Genomic DNA, 15,324 nt, shown 5'->3' with positions numbered 1-15,324 from the left:
CCGGGCACCCGGATGGGAGCGGCAGCCAGCACGGCGGACCCCTGAAAGCTGTCAGGGACGGTGGACCCCGGCTCCCGCACCGGCGTACGGCAGCCACGTCGACGTGGTGGTCATGCGGGAGCTTCCGAGGAGAAGGAGTGCGGCGTGGCCGACGTCGTGGCCGACGGGGCGATGTCGGCGAGTCGGCTGTCGAAGGCGCGCAGCAGATCAGGGAGCCGCTGCGGCCAGGAACCGGTCAGCGGAGCCTGGACGACGCATTTCAGGGTCCCGTCGGGCAGTTCGCACACCTGGAGCTGAACCTCGGCGACCGCGCCGACCGGCGGCACCGGAACGGCGTGCATCCTTACCGGACCGGCCGAATGCTCGACGCGCTGCCAGTTCTCGAAGGCGAACAGCACCTGGTAGACGGGCATCCGACCACCGGGGACCGTCTGCACGGCCCGGACGATCTCGTAGCGGGGCAGCGCGGAGCCCAGGACACTCTCCCGCACGGCGGCCCAGACCCGCTCGACCACCCCGGGTGCGGACAGCTCGGGCATCCGCACCGGCAGGATGTCGATCAGGCAGCCGAGTTCGTCCTCCTGCCCGGCCGAGCGGGTGGCCACCGGTGTGCCGACGCAGAAGTCGGAGCCGCCGGTGATCTCGGCCAGAGCCCGGCCGTACGCGGCCAGCAGCACCGCGAACGGTGAGCAGGCGCTGCGCCTGGCCCGGTCGCGCACCGCCTGCCAGGTGCTGGGCGGGTAGGTGGTTCGGAGCTCGGCCGACCCACCTGCGGCGAGCTCGTGCTGGTTCGGCGCCGGGCTGCCGTCCGGGGTGGGCAGGTCGGCCGCTCCGGTCAGCACGGTGCGCCAGTGCGTGGTGAGTTCGGCGTGTTGCGCCGGCGTGAGTTCTGCGGCCTCCACTCGTTCCAGCACGGGCAGATCGGTCGAGACGCCGTCGACGGCCCGTGCGTAGGCGCGCGCCAGATCGGCGGCGAACACCTCCTGGGAGAGGCCGTCGAAAGCGATGTGATGGACCGCCAGGAAGACGGTGGCGCCCCGTGCGTCCGGGGCGACCGCGGCCCTGTAGACGCGGCCCGCGGCGAGATCGAAGGTGTCGGCGTTCAGCAGGGTGGCGGCGGCCTCCTCGAAGCCGGTGCCGGACCCGAGGCGCAGCAGCGGCTCCGCGACCGGCTCCGCGAGGACCTTGCGGACCACCTGCTCGTGCTCGAAGACGAAGGCGGTGCGCAGCGCCTCCTGGCGGCGCGCCACGGCCGACAGCGCCGCGTCGAGGGCGGGCAGATCGAGGGGGCCGTCGACGCGGACCTGGGCGAGGATCCAGCCGGCGGGGCTCGCCGGGTCGATCTGCTCACCGAGCCAGAACTGCATTTCCAGAGCGGAGGCCGGCTGGACCCGCACCGTCGTGTGGTCAGTCACAGGAAAGCTCCTTGTCCGCGCCTGCGGGGTTGTTGGTGCCGATCGGAACGTCCGTGTCGCGCAGCTCGCGCTTCAAGCACGCCCGCACCGTCGCAACGCGGCGCTCATGCGGTCCAGGGTCTCTTCCAGGACCTGCGGGGACGTGCCGAAGTTGAGCCGTACGAATCCGTCGCCGCCGGCTCCGAAGGCCGGACCGGAGAAGAGCAGCACCTTGGCCTCGTCGCGGAAGAAGGGCATGGGGTCCGGACCGATCCCCAGCTGCCGGCAGTCGAGCCAGGCAAGGAAGGTGGCCTCCGGAGTCCGACACCGGATCCGCTCCGGGAGCCGCTCGGCCAGCAGCCGACGGTTCCGGTCCAAGATGGCCAGCACGTCGTCCAGCCAGGCATCGCCCGAGGTCCAGGCGGCCTTCAGTGCCTCGACCGCGAGCACCCCCACTTGGCCGAAAAGCAGCCCGCGCCGGGCGTCGACGGCATCCCGTACGGCCCGCGGTCCTAGGTGCGCCAGCGCGCAGCGGATCCCGGCGAGGTTGAACGCCTTGCTCCCCGAGGTGAGGGTGACGGTGCGGGCGGCGATTTCCGGGCTGAGCGAGGCGAAGGGAATGTGCCGGTGCGGGGCATGGGTCAGATCCGCGTGCACCTCGTCGGAGATCACCAACAGGTCGAACCTGAGCACGAGTTCCGCGAGCGACTCCAGCTCGTCACGGCGGAACACCCGGCCGGTGGGGTTGTGGGGGTTGACGAGGAAGAGCACACGGCAGCGCCCCGAGCCCTCGTCCGCCGCGGTCCGCTCCATGAGCGCGGGATCGAACTCCCACCCGCCCTCGCCCTCCTGGAGCGGAACGGTCAGCGCCCTGCGGCCGATCCTCTCGATGACATCGACGAACGGCGGGCAGGCGGGGGTGTGCAGAAGTACCGCATCGCCGGGGTCGGTGGCGACCTGGAGCGTCGCGAGCATCGCCTGGTTGATGTCCGTGAACAGCCGGACGTGCGTGGGATCGGGCCTGTGGCCGTACCGGTGCCGCGTCCGCTCGGCGAACACCTCGCCGAGCGGGCCGCCGCGGCTCTCGTCGAACCACGGGGGGTAGCCGAGATCGCCGTCGGCGCGGCGCAGCAGGGCCTGGCGTATCGCGGGTGCGGTCGGAAAGTCCATGTCCGCGACCCAGGAGGCCAGCATGCCGTCGCCCGCGGTGGCCCACTTCTCCCCGTCCCGCTGTGACAGGCGGCTCAGTTCGAGGGAGTCGAGAGCAGTTGACGAAGTGTCGGCCTTCATAGTCCTGTTCCGTGTTGGTTCGATGGCACAGCGTTGTGCGGACCAATGCCGGTGCGGTGCCGCACGACGGAGAGGAGGCCGGTACGGAAAGCCCGCGACAGGAAACCGATCGCCCGGCAGACCTCCTGCGGGCCCCCCGGCCCTCCAGTCGCATCCCCATAACCCTGTTGGGCTACACGGGAGTTCCCCGAGCACGTCATGGTTGCCCTACGGGGGGGAGCACACAAGGTTATGCGCCAGCCTTCGACCGCGAACGTGTGACGTCGGCCACATTGCGGCGTTCGCGACCCGCCGATACTGTCGCCAGCAGCGCCTTCCTCGGCCCGGATCAGACGCTGAGGCTGGTCGCTCGCAAAGCTTGGAGCTTCCTGGCCCGGCAGTCGGTGCGCCCATGCGCCCATCCGATATTCACAGTCGAATTACATCTGCGATGTCGAGAATCTGTGACAGGAGACAGGATTGTCCTCCCATGCCGCCCAAATCCCTGCGGACCGGCCGCGTGGCGTCGACGCACCCCGTTGCACGGGGGTAGTACGCCGAGAAATTCCCGGTCTTTACGCCGGCGCCGTCAGGGATGTGGCGGTGTCCTGTGCGACCGCCCCGGAGAGTGTGCTGATCGCCGGCTTCGCCGCGCTGCTGTACCGGTATTCCGGCCAGAACCAGGTCGAGTTCCACGTGCACCGCGAAGGAGGTGAGGACTCGCTGCTCCGCTTCTCCGTCACCGGGGAGAGCACGCTCCGCGGACTGACCGGTGCGACCGGTACCGGGGCGGCCCCCGGGAAGGAGCCCGCCCGCATCGGCGTACGTTTCGGTGCGGATCGGGCCGGCGAGGGCGATCAGCCGTACGAGGTCGAGCTCGTGCTGCCCGCGGCCGGGGCGGCGTCCCGGTCGGCCGCTCTCCACTTCGACGGGCGACTCTTCGAAACGGCGACCGGCGACCAACTGCTTGCCCACTTCCAGAACCTGCTCGAGGACGGCGCGAACCGGCCGGACCGGGCGCTGGCGGATCTCGTGCTTCTCACCGGGCCCGAGGCGCACCGGATCCTCGTGGAATGGAACGACACCGCTGTCCGGCTGCCCCGCGAGGAAAGCTGTCTGCACGAGGCGTTCGAGGAGCGGGCCGCGCGGTCCCCCGAGGCCGTCGCCGTGATCCAAGGAGCGACCCGGCTGACGTTCCAGGAGATCAACGTCGCGGCCAACCGGCTGGCACACCATCTGAGGGACCTGGGCGTCGGCCCCGACGACCGCGTCGGCCTCTACCTCGAGCACTCGCCCGATCTGCTGATCTCGATGCTCGGGGTGCTCAAGGCCGGCGGGGCCTATGTGCCGCTCGACCCCGGCTATCCGCAGGCCAGGGTGTCCACCATGATCACCGGTGCTTCCTGCGTGGCTCTGATCAGCCACAGCAAGCTCGCTGCCGCTCTGACCGGGGAGGACTCCGTACGGCAGGAACTCCTGGTGCTACTGGACCGCGAGACCGCCGCCCTGTCCGCTCGGCCCGATCACGATCCGAAGGCCCAGGCCGGGCCGGACAACCTCTGCTACGTCATCCATACGTCCGGTTCCACCGGAAAGCCGAAGCCGATCGCGCTGCGCCACCGGGGCGTGACGAACAACATCGAGGATCTCAACTCCCGCTTCGCCGTGGGCATCGGCGACAGTGTCCTCGGCCTGTCATCCCCGAGTTTCGACATGTCGGTCTACGAATTCCTCGGGATGACGGCGGCAGGCGGCACTCTCGTCCTTCCCGCGCCCGACCGGGCCAAGGATCCGGCGCACTGGGCCGAACTGGCGGCGGAGCACGGCGTCACGGTGTGGAACACCGCACCGGCGCTGCTGGAACTGGTACTCGATCATGTCGAGCGCGGCGGGGGTGGCGGACCCTCACCGGTGAACGCACTGCGGCTGATCATGGTCGCCGGAGACTGGATCCCGCTGAAGCTGCCCGGACGCGCCCGCGGAGCCGCGCCCGATGCCAGGTTCATCTCCCTCGGTGGGGCCACCGAGGCCTCGATCTATTCGACGATATTCGAGGTCGAGGCCACCGAACCCACCTGGAGGAGCATTCCCTACGGGCGCCCGATGGCCAATCAGCGCACCTACATCCTGGACGAGTCGCTTCAACCCGTTCCGCCGGGTGTGACAGGCGAGTTGTACCTCGCCGGCGTCGGCCTCGCGCTCGGCTACCTGGACCGGCCCGCCCTCACCGCCGAGCGATTCATCGAGTGGACGTACGGCCCAGTGGCCGACGAGCGGCTGTATCGCACCGGCGACTTGGCGAGGTTCGGTGCCGACGGACTGATCGAACTGATCGGCCGGACCGACCTTCAGGTGAAGATCCGCGGGCTGCGGGTGGAGCTGACCGAGATCGAGTCCGTGCTCCGCGACCATCCTCAGGTCAAGGAAGCGGCGGTGACCGCGCAGACCGATGCCGCCGGCGTCCCGGTCCTGGTCGGATACGCCGTGCCGCGCGACGGCGAGGTCCTGGACCCGGAGGACGTCCGCAGGACCCTCGCGGCCAGCCTCCCGGCTCACATGGTTCCCGGCACTGTGCTCGTGCTGCCGGCCATGCCGTTGAGCCCCAACGGGAAGCTGGACCGCAAGTCGCTTCCCACGGCCCCCTCACCGCACGAGGAGCGCCGTGGCGCCACCGTGCCCGTGGGTGCCGAGCCCAGCGGTCCGTGGGAGAAGCGGATCGCCGCGGCATGGCGGGACGTTCTGGGCATCGATGCGATCCGGCGTGACGACGACTTCTTCGCCCTGGGCGGCGACTCGATGAAGGCCATGCGCAGCATGGCGCAGGTGCCCGAGCTGACGTTGGTGGCCCTGCACCGCCATCCGACGCTGGAGAGCCTGGCCGCGTACCTTCAGGCCACGGCCGCTCTGCCCGGGGCGGGGAACTGACCGAGCAGGAACCGCAGCACACAGACGGTGGCCGGCCGGGCGGGCCGGATGCCCGGGCGTCCGTCGCGCGGGTACCGGCCCGCGAGGTCCTCGTCGCACCACAGCCCGTCCCGCCGGTCTCCCACCCACGTCGCCGTCGTACCGCCCGGGTTGCCCGCCCGCGCGATCTGCGCGGTCGGAGACGGGAATTGCTCATTCGCCGAGCTGCCGGGTGATTTCTTCGATGCGGGCCCGGAACTGCCTGGTTCGGTCGGCCGGTTCGCGTTCGCGGAAACCCCGGTCGAAACCCTTGGCCGGCGCGCGCACGTGAATGACCGAGGAGTGATGCGGACGTGAAATTTGAAGACACGGCCCAGTAAGGTCGAGTAAGATCGCGGGTGAGTTCGAGGTCGTGCCGGGTGGGCCCTCGATTGAAGAGCTGATGGATCGCCACAAGAAATATGCGGCCAGGCTTTGAGAATGTCCCGATCTGTGACGGATTGGGATGTGTGTTTTTCGGGAAAACAGAAGGACGGAAATGTCCATCGATGGCCCGCCGGAGTAATTGCGTCATCGATGTCCGTGTTCGGGGATAAGATCCTGGAAGAACCAGAATCCGGAGGACCGATGGCCACGCACGCTATTCAGAAGACGCATTCGGGGCGCGGCGGAATTCAGATGCACCGCCAGGGGGAAGTGTCCGATCTGGACGCGTTTCGGGAACGGCGTCTGACGCGCAGGCGCCGGCTGTTGGATGACCTGGCGAGTGCGAGAACGGACACCCGCTACTTCCCTGTGCTGTCGGTACTGGCGCCCGTCATGACCCAATCCGAGGGTGAAATCACCTATCCGGGCGACCCGATGTGTCTCTACACAGCGCTGAGCGCCGCCGTGCACCGTGCCGTGGCGGACGCCGGCCCGCTGGAGGACGCCGTGCACTACAGCGACCTCGCGCCCGAGTGGACCCGGTTCCCGTCCAAGGAGTACCGGCTCTCCGCCAGTGACGACGGATACCGGGCCTACGGCACGTCACCCAACACCGACCAGACGGTGTTCGACCCCCGGGTCTGGGACGACGCGGCGCGCACGAGATGGCTGCGGCTGCTGCGCGAGGTCCAGCCCAGGGTCGTGCTCATCAGCGCCGTGTCACCCGCGCACCGCTACGCGCTCGAAATCGCGAGGTTGGTCAAGCGCGAGGTCCCGGACGCCTTCGTCATACTCGGAGGCCGTCATGTGGACGAGACCGTCACCTGCACCCCCGACGGCCAGTCCCTCGTGTGCGAACCCAGCAGCACGGTGACAGTCATTCAGGAGGGCAAGGCTCCCGGAGTGGTCGACGCCGTCGTCGGCGGCGAGGCCTACTTCGCCGTGGACCTGCTCATGCGGGCCATCGCCCTTGCCACCGATCTCGACCGGCGTTGGGTGGACCGTGACCAGGTCCTGCCGTGCCTGCAGGGGCTGCTCGCCGAAGAGGGGCCCGTGTCCGGCTCGTCGGTCGTCGTCCTGTCGGCGGGGGAGACCTTCGACGCCGTTCCGCTCCGTGGCCGAACGATCGACCTCGCGTCCTTACCCTCGCCGTACGAGGCATTCGCGATCCGGTCCCGATTCCCCATCTTCACCCGCCCCGGGACGGGGGAGGTGATGCGCACCGCGCACTTCATGGTATCCAACGCCTGTCCGTACCGATGTAATTTCTGCTCCGAGTCGTCGCAACTCGGCACTGGGCTCAAGCGGTTCAAGGACGATGCGATAGGCGCGGCAGCGGAGCGGGTCTGCGAATACGTCAGCTACGGCGCCGAGTCGCTCTTCTTCGACGACTCCGTCTTCTGGAGCGGCCGGTACCGGGACATCGAGAACTTCTGCGACGAGCTCAGCCGGATCCGCCGGGACGAGAGCGGTTCACTCGAACCGCGTTACCGCAGATTCGTTCGCGAGGAAGACGATGTCCAGCGGCTGCGCGACCTCCAGTGGGGTGCTCAGCTGACCGTCGACACCCTCGTCGCGCTGCATTCGACTGAAGAGTCGTCAAAAATCCTGGGAAAGATGAAGGAAGCCGGATGCAGCTACATCTACATCGGCATCGAGAGCATGTCGACACAAGTCATGAGCAACATTCACAAGAATATCCGCCGGGACGAGCGGAAGCCCTGGAGGGAAAAGGTCAGGGAAGCTGCGGCCCTCGTCAAGGAGCAGGACCTGCAGCTGGGAACCTCCGTTCTTTTCGGCCTCGACGGTGAGACGCGGGACAGCATCGACGAGACCATCCACGAAGTGGGCCGCCTCATCGACGACAAGCTGATCGATCTGGCCAGCCCGAACATACTCACCTACCACCCCGCGACACCGGTCACGCGCCAGCACGGCATGCAGGACCAACTCGACTACCACTCCCCGCGCATCGACAACCGGAAGCCCTACATTTATTTCGAGGAAGCCTTCCCCGGTGTCGTCTCCGTCCTCCTCACCGAGGACGACATCTGGCACATTCACAGGGAGACCGAGAAACGCTGGGGCGGGGCCCGCAATGATGCTGCCGCAGTTCCTGTCCAGGAAGACCAGTCCGACAGCCCCCGGCACGTCCACGCCGGACCATGACGACACCTGAAGGCGCCCAGAGCTCCGGCCACGGCTGCAAGGGCTGAGCCGCCGGACGGCCTACGGGACTTGCCCACCCGGAGCCCCGTGACGACTCGACCGCTGCTGCAGGACAACGCCGGCGAGGTCGTCCGCGGGATCGACGCGAGTCGAGCCGGCGGAAGGGGACGCGACCAAGATCTGGGCCGGGGCGGATATCGGCAAAACGCACCCCCATGCCGTGGTGATCAACGAGGAGGGCGAGTGGCTACTGTCCTGCCGGACCGAGAACGACGAGGCTGAACTGCCGGCTCTGATCGGCGATGTGCTGTTATCGGGGGTGCGCTCTAACCATCTGAGCCACCGGCCTATTGACCAAGATCATACGTACATACCGCAGCTGCTGCCTGTTCCGGCCGGGTGACCGGGGGAAGTGGTCTCTCCGTCCCGTCCCGACGGCCCGGCTCGCGCCGCGCCCGCCGTCGCTCCGGGCCCGTGCGGTCTCTCCACCTTCGCCGGGCCTGCGCAGGGCCCGCCGCCGCCCCCCGGCTGCGGTGCAGCCCCGTCCGCCGTCGCCGGGCCGCCGTGCGCCGTCCGCCCGGGGTTGTTCCCGGGCCGTCCTCCGCGAACCCGCCTGTCCGGGCGGGGGTATCCGGGCCTCGGCGGCGCGGCTTCACTCATTCTCGTTACAACAATCCGCCCCGGTGTGTACCGGTGTGGCTAGACTGACGGCCAGCGTTACACCTTGCGTGTGGGTGCGGGTGGCCTGTGGTCCGGGCCGTGCCGCGCCCTGCCCGGGACTGGGGCGGCCTCCTGCCGTTCGCCGGTCGGCACCGCCGCCCGTCGGCGGTGGCGCCCGCCCGCTCCGGGCCCGTGCGCCTTCGGCCCCCGGGCCGTTGCCGGTCGTTCCTGTCTGTCTGCTGTGTGCCCTTCTGTGTCTGGAGTGCCTGGTGTCCTCTTCTCGTTCGGGTTCCTCCCGCGCCGCTGCCGGTGTGGCACGCGGTGCGGACGAGGTCCCGCCGGTGGCGGTCAAGGGCCCGGCCGGTGCGGACCCGCTCGTCCCGGCCGCAGGGGACGCCGGCGCTGCGCCGGGTCCGGCCCGCTCCGGCAGCGCCCCGCGCGGGGCCGGTTCCTCGCGGCGGTCCGGCCGTCCCGCCGCCGCACCCGCCGCACCGGCCGTCTCCGCCCCGGAGCCGGAGCCGGGAGCGGCCGGATACCTGAACCTCCCCGGCCCGGAAGACTCGCTGTGGGCCTCGGTCCCGCTTCAGCTGCGCCAGAACCTGGCCATGCCCGCGTACCAGCTGGTGAACCCGGCGCGCGGTCACCTGGCCACCCCGGCGGGCCGCAAGCTGAAGTCCGCGCTCGGGGCCGCCGTCCGGGGCAAGATCACCGGGACGCACTGGCTCGCGCTGCTCACCGCTCCTCGTACCGCGTTCGGCGGTCCGGCCAGCGCCCGCGCCGAGCAGGCGTACAAGGCCCTGGAGCAGCTGGTGACCGACTTCCTGCGGCCCGCGCTGGGCACCGTCGCCGGGGCCGAGTTCGCCGCCGGGGTGGAACTGGCCGCGCCCGCGCCCGCCGCCCCGGAGACCGACGCCACCGCCGTCCCGGCCCCGGCCGCCGCCGTGCCCGGCCCGGCCCCGGAAGCCGTCACGCTCCCCGCCCCCGCCGGGCCGCCCCGGGACAGCGCCGCCCCGGCCCAGCCCGGCCCGGCGGCCGGAACCCCGGCACCGGCACCGGTGCCGGTCGGCGACCTGGCCGAGCTCCTGCGCGTCACCACCCAGACGCCCGGGACGATCCTGGCAGTCACCAGCGCGCACACGACCACCGCGCAGACCGCTCTCGCCCAGGCCCAGGACCTCGAGCCCGCTCACCTGCCGACCGTGCAGGTGAGCGGCCACGACCGCTCGTCCCTGATCCGCGCCCTCTACACCCGGCTCGGCCTCGGCCAGCGCCGCCGACTCCCCGGACTTGACGAAGCCGAAGACCTGATCACCGCCGAGCTGCAGCACACCCCCCGCCTGGTCATCACCACCACCACCCTCGGGCTGAGCCCCTCCGCGCTCCAGCTGCTGCACCGCCTGTGGGAGCCGAAGCCGTTCCCGCTGGTGCTCGTCGGCCACAGCACCCTCGACGGCCTCCTCAAGCGCCACGACCTCGCGGAACTCCACCCCCACATCACCCACCACCGCGTCCAGGAGCCCGCCGCCACCCCCGCGCCCGCGGCAGACCCGGACCTGGCCTCCGACACCGCCCCCGCCGCCTCCGACACCGCCCCCGCCGCCTCCGCCTCCGGCGACAACCTCGCCGCGCCCCACCCCGCACCGGTCGTCCCGACCCCAGCCCTCGACCCGCCGCCGTCCGGCCCGCTCCCGCCGGCCCCCGACCTGGTCCTGGCCCCGAGCCCGCAGACACTGCACCAGGCCCGCAGCACCCTCCCGCAGATGATCCGCGCCGCCGGCGAGGGCACCTCCACCCCACTTGCCCGCGGCACCCACCACGCCCTGCTCACCGCCCCCACCACCGCCACCGCCCTGGGCTGGGACCTGACCACCGCCACCGCGCACGGCACCGCCGACGCCCGAAAGAAGCTCGGCGACCTCATCGCCCTGGCCGCCGCCGGCACCCCCCAGGTCCTGCGCCGCCACGTCACCCCCCTCGCCGTGCTGCTCCCCGCCGCCCCCGACGGCACCCCGCTCCCGCCCGCCACCCACCCCGACCAGCCCACCCCCGGTACACCCGGCGTGGCAGCAACAACCGCACCCAGCAACAGAGTTGTAACGCCCACCCCGGGCGCCGTCCCCGCCGCAGCCGCGCCAACCGCTCCGGACCACAGCAGCGAAGCCGAGCCGGACGACACCCTGTTCTCCACCCCGGCCGCTCCCGCCGGCCAGCCGGCCCCGGCCCCCGCCACGGCCGAGCCCGACCAGTCGGCCCCCGCCGATACCGAGCCGGCCACCTCGAGCGCGCCCGCGCCGGCCGCCGGCAAACCCGCCCTGCAGGACCCCACGGCCGCGGCCCCGTCGGCCGGCCATCCGGCCACCACGCCCCCCACGCCCCCCACGCCCCCCGCGGCGCCCGCCACTCCGCGGCGCCCACGCCGCCTCGCACCGCTCGCCGACGCCCTCACCACCGTCCTCACCCCCCAGGCCCCGGACCACGACACCAACACCCCGGCCGGCCCGCGCGCCCTGTCCACCGGCATCCGCACCCTCGACGACGCCCTCGGCGGCCTCCAGCCCGGCCGCTTCTACCTCGCCGCCGCCGCCCCCGGCACCGGCGCAAGTCTCCTCGCCACCACCACCGCCCGAACCACCGCCCTCGACCACCACCTCCCCGTCCTCTACGCCGCCTCCGGCCTCACCCATGCCGACGTCGCCGCCCGGATCGTCGCCGCCCACCTGCCCGTCGACTACCGCCGCCTGCGCACCGGCCGCCTCACCCCCACCGAACAAGCCGACGCCACCACCCTCCACACCGAACTCGCCGCCGCCCGCCTCTACATCGACGACGGCACCGACCTCACCCCCGAAGCCATCGCCGAGACCGCCGCCGACCTCGCCCACACCACCACCACCCAGCCCGCTCAGCCCGGCCTGGCCCTGGTCGTCGTCGACCGCCTCCAGGCCCTCGACGACCCCCGCCTCCCGCTCTCCGGCCCCCGCCTCACCGACGCCGCCCAGGCCCTGGCCCACCTCGCCCGCACCCACCACGTCCCAGTCCTGGCCATCCTCGACACCGACCACCCCGACCTGATCACCACCCTCGGCCTCGACACCACCCTCACCCTCCACCCCCACCCCGACGCCCCCACCACCCAACTCCTCATCACCATCGCCGAACGCGACCTCGGCACCCAAGCCACCCTCACCCTCACCGCCGACCGCACCCACGCCCGCCTCACCGACCCCACCCCCCACGACCCCTACACCCACCCCCGCCCGGCGCCGGAGGCGCCCAACACCCCCGCCCCCACGGCCCCGGCGCCGGAGGCGCCCACACAGGCCTCCGCCCGGCCCACCATCGCCGTCCCCGGCCACCCCGCCCAGGACACCGCCGCTGCGCCCCAGCCCGATCCCGATCCCGACCCCGACCCCGACCCCGAGGTCACCCCGGGCACCGCCGCCGCCCTGGACGCCCTGACGCCCGACCAGCCCCCCGCCCACCCGCTGCGCCCGACCCGGGACCGCGCGGCGCGTACGGCCGCGCCCCGGCCCGCCCGCCCCGGCGGCGGGGACTACGCGGGCCGGGACTACAGCCACTTCCTCAACATGATCAACTCGGTCGTCGAGCAGACCCTCCAGGAGCACAGCGGCGACACCGAAGCCGCGATCACCGCGCTGGAGCTGAAAGCAATTCCGAACGGAATGGCCCTCTTCGAGGCAACCCGAGTCGGCGGAAATTACGAGCACACCGTCTACCCGGAACGCCTCGAATTCCTCAGCAAGAAATCCCGCGACGGAGCCGACGACGTCTGGGAGGGCCGCCACAAGTGGGAGAACGGCCCACTCATGGACCAGCTCAAGGCCGGCACCCACCAGGACATCGACGTCGACGTCCTGGACACCAACGCCGCCTTCTGCAGCTCCCTGAAGACCTGGCTGCCCATCGGCGCCCTGCAGCACCAGCCGGACGGCGGCTTCAACCCCAAGCGCTCCGGCATCTACCTCCTGCCCAAGCGCCCCACCTGGGAACACCCGCACCTGCCCGACCCGATCGGCAACCGCCGCGAGCCCGGCCCGGTCCTCCTGGACGACGCCACCATCCGCCTCCTGATCCGCTGCCACAAGCTCGGCCTCGCCGAGGCCCCGCACATCACCCAGGCGTGGACCTCCGGCGCCTCCGAAAACATCGCGGAGAAGTTCCGCCGCGTCCTCACCACCGCCCGCGAAAAGGCCATCATCGACGGCGACGACGTCACCGAGAAATACGTCAAGGCGATTTACTCAAAGTTCGTCTCCACCATCGGTGAATCCACCTACAACCGAGATCTTCGCCGACCCGACTGGATGCATATCATTCGCAGCCAGGCATTCGCCAACCTCTGGTACAAGGCACACCGCGCCCACGAACACGGCCTCACCATCGTCCGCCTCCGCGGCACCGACGAACTCCACATTACCGGCGACACCGCATGGCGCACGGTATTCACCGAAGGCCGCCTCACCACCCAGCTGAAGCTCAAGAAGCAGTACACCCTTTACGCGAAGGCCACCTAATGTCGACCGACGGCTGGAAGAACTTCGGCAAATACGGCGCCGACCTCGACCCCGAAAATCGCCACGGGAAAATCGTCCTCGCCCGCGCCCTCGAAGACGCCCTGGAACGGATGATCGTCGAAGGCGGCATCAAGTCCCCCGTCACCACCCGCCGCGGCCTCACCGCCCGGATGCGCTACCTCACCACGACCCAAGGCGGCGCCCAGGCCATGGCCGACGCCGGCATCACCGCCGTCCCCAAGACCATCAGCGCCTGGACCAAGGGCACCCAGAACCCCCTCCCCGCCAACCTCGACGCCATCGACACTGCCTACTGGAACCTCCGGGCCGCCAACATCCTCAACAACCCCGGCGCGTTCAAGCAGCACCTCAACAACCAGGGCAAGGGCACCAAGGTCGAGATCCACCCCATCAACCAGGACGTCGTCGACGAACCGCGCCGCCGCGACAACCTGCGCATCCGCACCCTGCGGGTCCGCTACGTCTGGGACGACGCCGTCGACGCGATGATCGCCGGCGACATCGGCAAGCTCGAGGAGATCTGGGACGACATCATCGCCGACCTCGACTCCGACTGGGGCGCCTACACCTACGTCCGCCACATCGGCCTCGGCGCCTGACCACCCCCACCAGCCGCGCGCCCGCCCCACCGGGCACAGCAGCGCGTACATCCCCGCCCCCGCAACTGCGCCTCCGCGATCTCCCAGGGACCGGTGATACCGCCGGCCAGGGCGAAGAAGACAGCGTGACGGCGCGTGGTGCGGCGCCAGGCGCGCGAGCTGTTCAGGCCGCCCTCACGTAGAAGCAGACGCCGGCCCGGCCGGTCACCGTGAGGACGCCGTCGGCCACGTCCAGGACAGCCGCCCAGCCGACCGTCGGCCCCGCCCAGCCCTCCAAGTCGTCGAACCGCGCCCACCCGCCGGACGCCAGCCCGGCCAGGCGCGGACCCGGCCCGCGGCCGCCGGCCGACGCGAACGTCTCGACCCGGTGCGAGGCCGCGAAGACCACCTGCGCCCGCCGCGCGTCGACGGCCCACGCCTGCATGCCCAACGGCCGCAACGGCCCGCTGCCGACGTCGACGGCGCACATCGTCCGCCGTCCACCGGGGCCGCCTCGTCGCTCACACCAGGCCAACGAGCCGGCCCCCGGAGGCAACCCGCCAGCGGCTGGCCCCGCCCCGCTGCGCACCACCGGGCCCCGGACCGGAGCTCCACCACCTCGGCGAAGCCGCCCGCCAACCGGCACCGCGCCACACGCCCGAACGCCCGGCCTCCCGGAGGACTTCCCGGTACAATTCTCGAAGCGCCGCAGCATGAATCCCTGGTACAACCCGGAGGGGAGACGGGGCATCAGGCGGGATTCCCTGACCGTGAAATTCTGATACAGGCTCAGGCTGATAGATTCCGGTACAACTTCCCTACCCCACAGCGGGAAGCCGTCGGATATGAAGCGCAATCAGCCCGATGTGGTTGACCGTCAATCAGGCGCGTTACAGAAAATTCCACCATTGCCTTGCACAAGCCTCGATTTGGTCGCTAGAATTGCCTGACTGGTTCAGACCATTTGACGAGGATTGTAGCTGACTCAGAGTCACAGACTCCCCGGCCAATAACTTGTAACGATACAGGGACCGTGACATACCGGAGCCCGGTACACAACAGGGCAGGCGCCCGGAGGGCGTCCACCGAAGGAGCCGGCCGAACCCGGGAGTGAGCCCGGCCGGAGCAAGCAGAGCCCGAGAGCATAGAAGAAAAGCCTAGGTCAGAGCCCTAAATGGCCGAGTCCATGAGGGGAGAGGCCACCCAAAGGCTCGAACACGGTACAAGGGCCGGCCCCGAAGAGACGCCACCGATGGGGCGAGAGTTGTACCGACCCTCCCTCCTAGCTTGCCAAGAGCCACGGAGTGGCGTTACATCATTCCGTCACGATAGTGACGGCGCGTCATGTGTCCGGAGGACACGGCGCGC

General features: G+C 70.6%; 8 protein-coding genes. 5 read left to right on the top strand and 3 right to left on the bottom strand.

All coding sequences use genetic code 11. The features are described 5' to 3' along the window. Positions 1-110: 110 nt before the first annotated feature. Both ACGFSC_RS11055 and ACGFSC_RS11050 read right to left on the bottom strand, forming a co-directional pair. On the bottom strand, positions 111-1,415 hold the full coding sequence (locus ACGFSC_RS11055) for a condensation domain-containing protein (RefSeq protein ID WP_359899037.1): 1,305 nt from the start codon (positions 1,413-1,415) through the stop codon (positions 111-113). A 72-nt stretch (positions 1,416-1,487) separates the two neighbouring features. Then, on the bottom strand, positions 1,488-2,684 hold the full coding sequence (locus ACGFSC_RS11050; RefSeq protein ID WP_359899035.1) for an aminotransferase class I/II-fold pyridoxal phosphate-dependent enzyme: 1,197 nt from the start codon (positions 2,682-2,684) through the stop codon (positions 1,488-1,490). 609 nt (positions 2,685-3,293) lie between these two features. On the opposite strand from ACGFSC_RS11050, the gene ACGFSC_RS11045 reads away from it, so the two are divergent. The 5 genes from ACGFSC_RS11045 to ACGFSC_RS11025 all read left to right on the top strand — a co-directional run bounded on the left by ACGFSC_RS11045 (position 3,294) and on the right by ACGFSC_RS11025 (position 13,977). After that, entirely contained in the window at positions 3,294-5,588 is a 2,295-nt protein-coding gene (locus ACGFSC_RS11045) for a non-ribosomal peptide synthetase (protein WP_359899033.1), read from the top strand. Between the two features lie 606 nt (positions 5,589-6,194). Continuing rightward, positions 6,195-8,162: a radical SAM protein gene (locus tag ACGFSC_RS11040; RefSeq protein WP_359899031.1), complete on the top strand. Its 1,968-nt coding sequence runs from the start codon at positions 6,195-6,197 to the stop codon at positions 8,160-8,162. A gap of 178 nt (positions 8,163-8,340) precedes the next feature. Beyond that, positions 8,341-8,565, top strand: a complete 225-nt coding sequence (locus tag ACGFSC_RS11035) for a transposase (RefSeq protein WP_392863193.1) — start codon at positions 8,341-8,343, stop codon at positions 8,563-8,565. A 526-nt stretch (positions 8,566-9,091) separates the two neighbouring features. Beyond that, positions 9,092-13,357 (top strand): DnaB-like helicase C-terminal domain-containing protein, encoded by a 4,266-nt coding sequence (locus tag ACGFSC_RS11030; protein ID WP_359899029.1) that lies wholly within the window; start codon positions 9,092-9,094, stop codon positions 13,355-13,357. After that, on the top strand, positions 13,357-13,977 hold the full coding sequence (locus tag ACGFSC_RS11025; RefSeq protein ID WP_359899027.1) for a hypothetical protein: 621 nt from the start codon (positions 13,357-13,359) through the stop codon (positions 13,975-13,977). The genes ACGFSC_RS11030 and ACGFSC_RS11025 overlap by 1 nt, the downstream gene beginning before the upstream one ends. A gap of 163 nt (positions 13,978-14,140) precedes the next feature. Here the strand turns inward: ACGFSC_RS11025 and ACGFSC_RS11020 are convergent, their stop codons facing one another. Then, entirely contained in the window at positions 14,141-14,446 is a 306-nt protein-coding gene (locus ACGFSC_RS11020) for a hypothetical protein (protein ID WP_359899025.1), read from the bottom strand. Positions 14,447-15,324 lie beyond the last annotated feature (878 nt).

This window comes from Kitasatospora sp. NPDC048715 (genome assembly GCF_043198905.1).
Taxonomy (GTDB): Bacteria; Actinomycetota; Actinomycetes; order Streptomycetales; family Streptomycetaceae; genus Kitasatospora; species Kitasatospora lactacystinica.
This window is presented reverse-complemented; position numbering and strand designations above follow the sequence as displayed.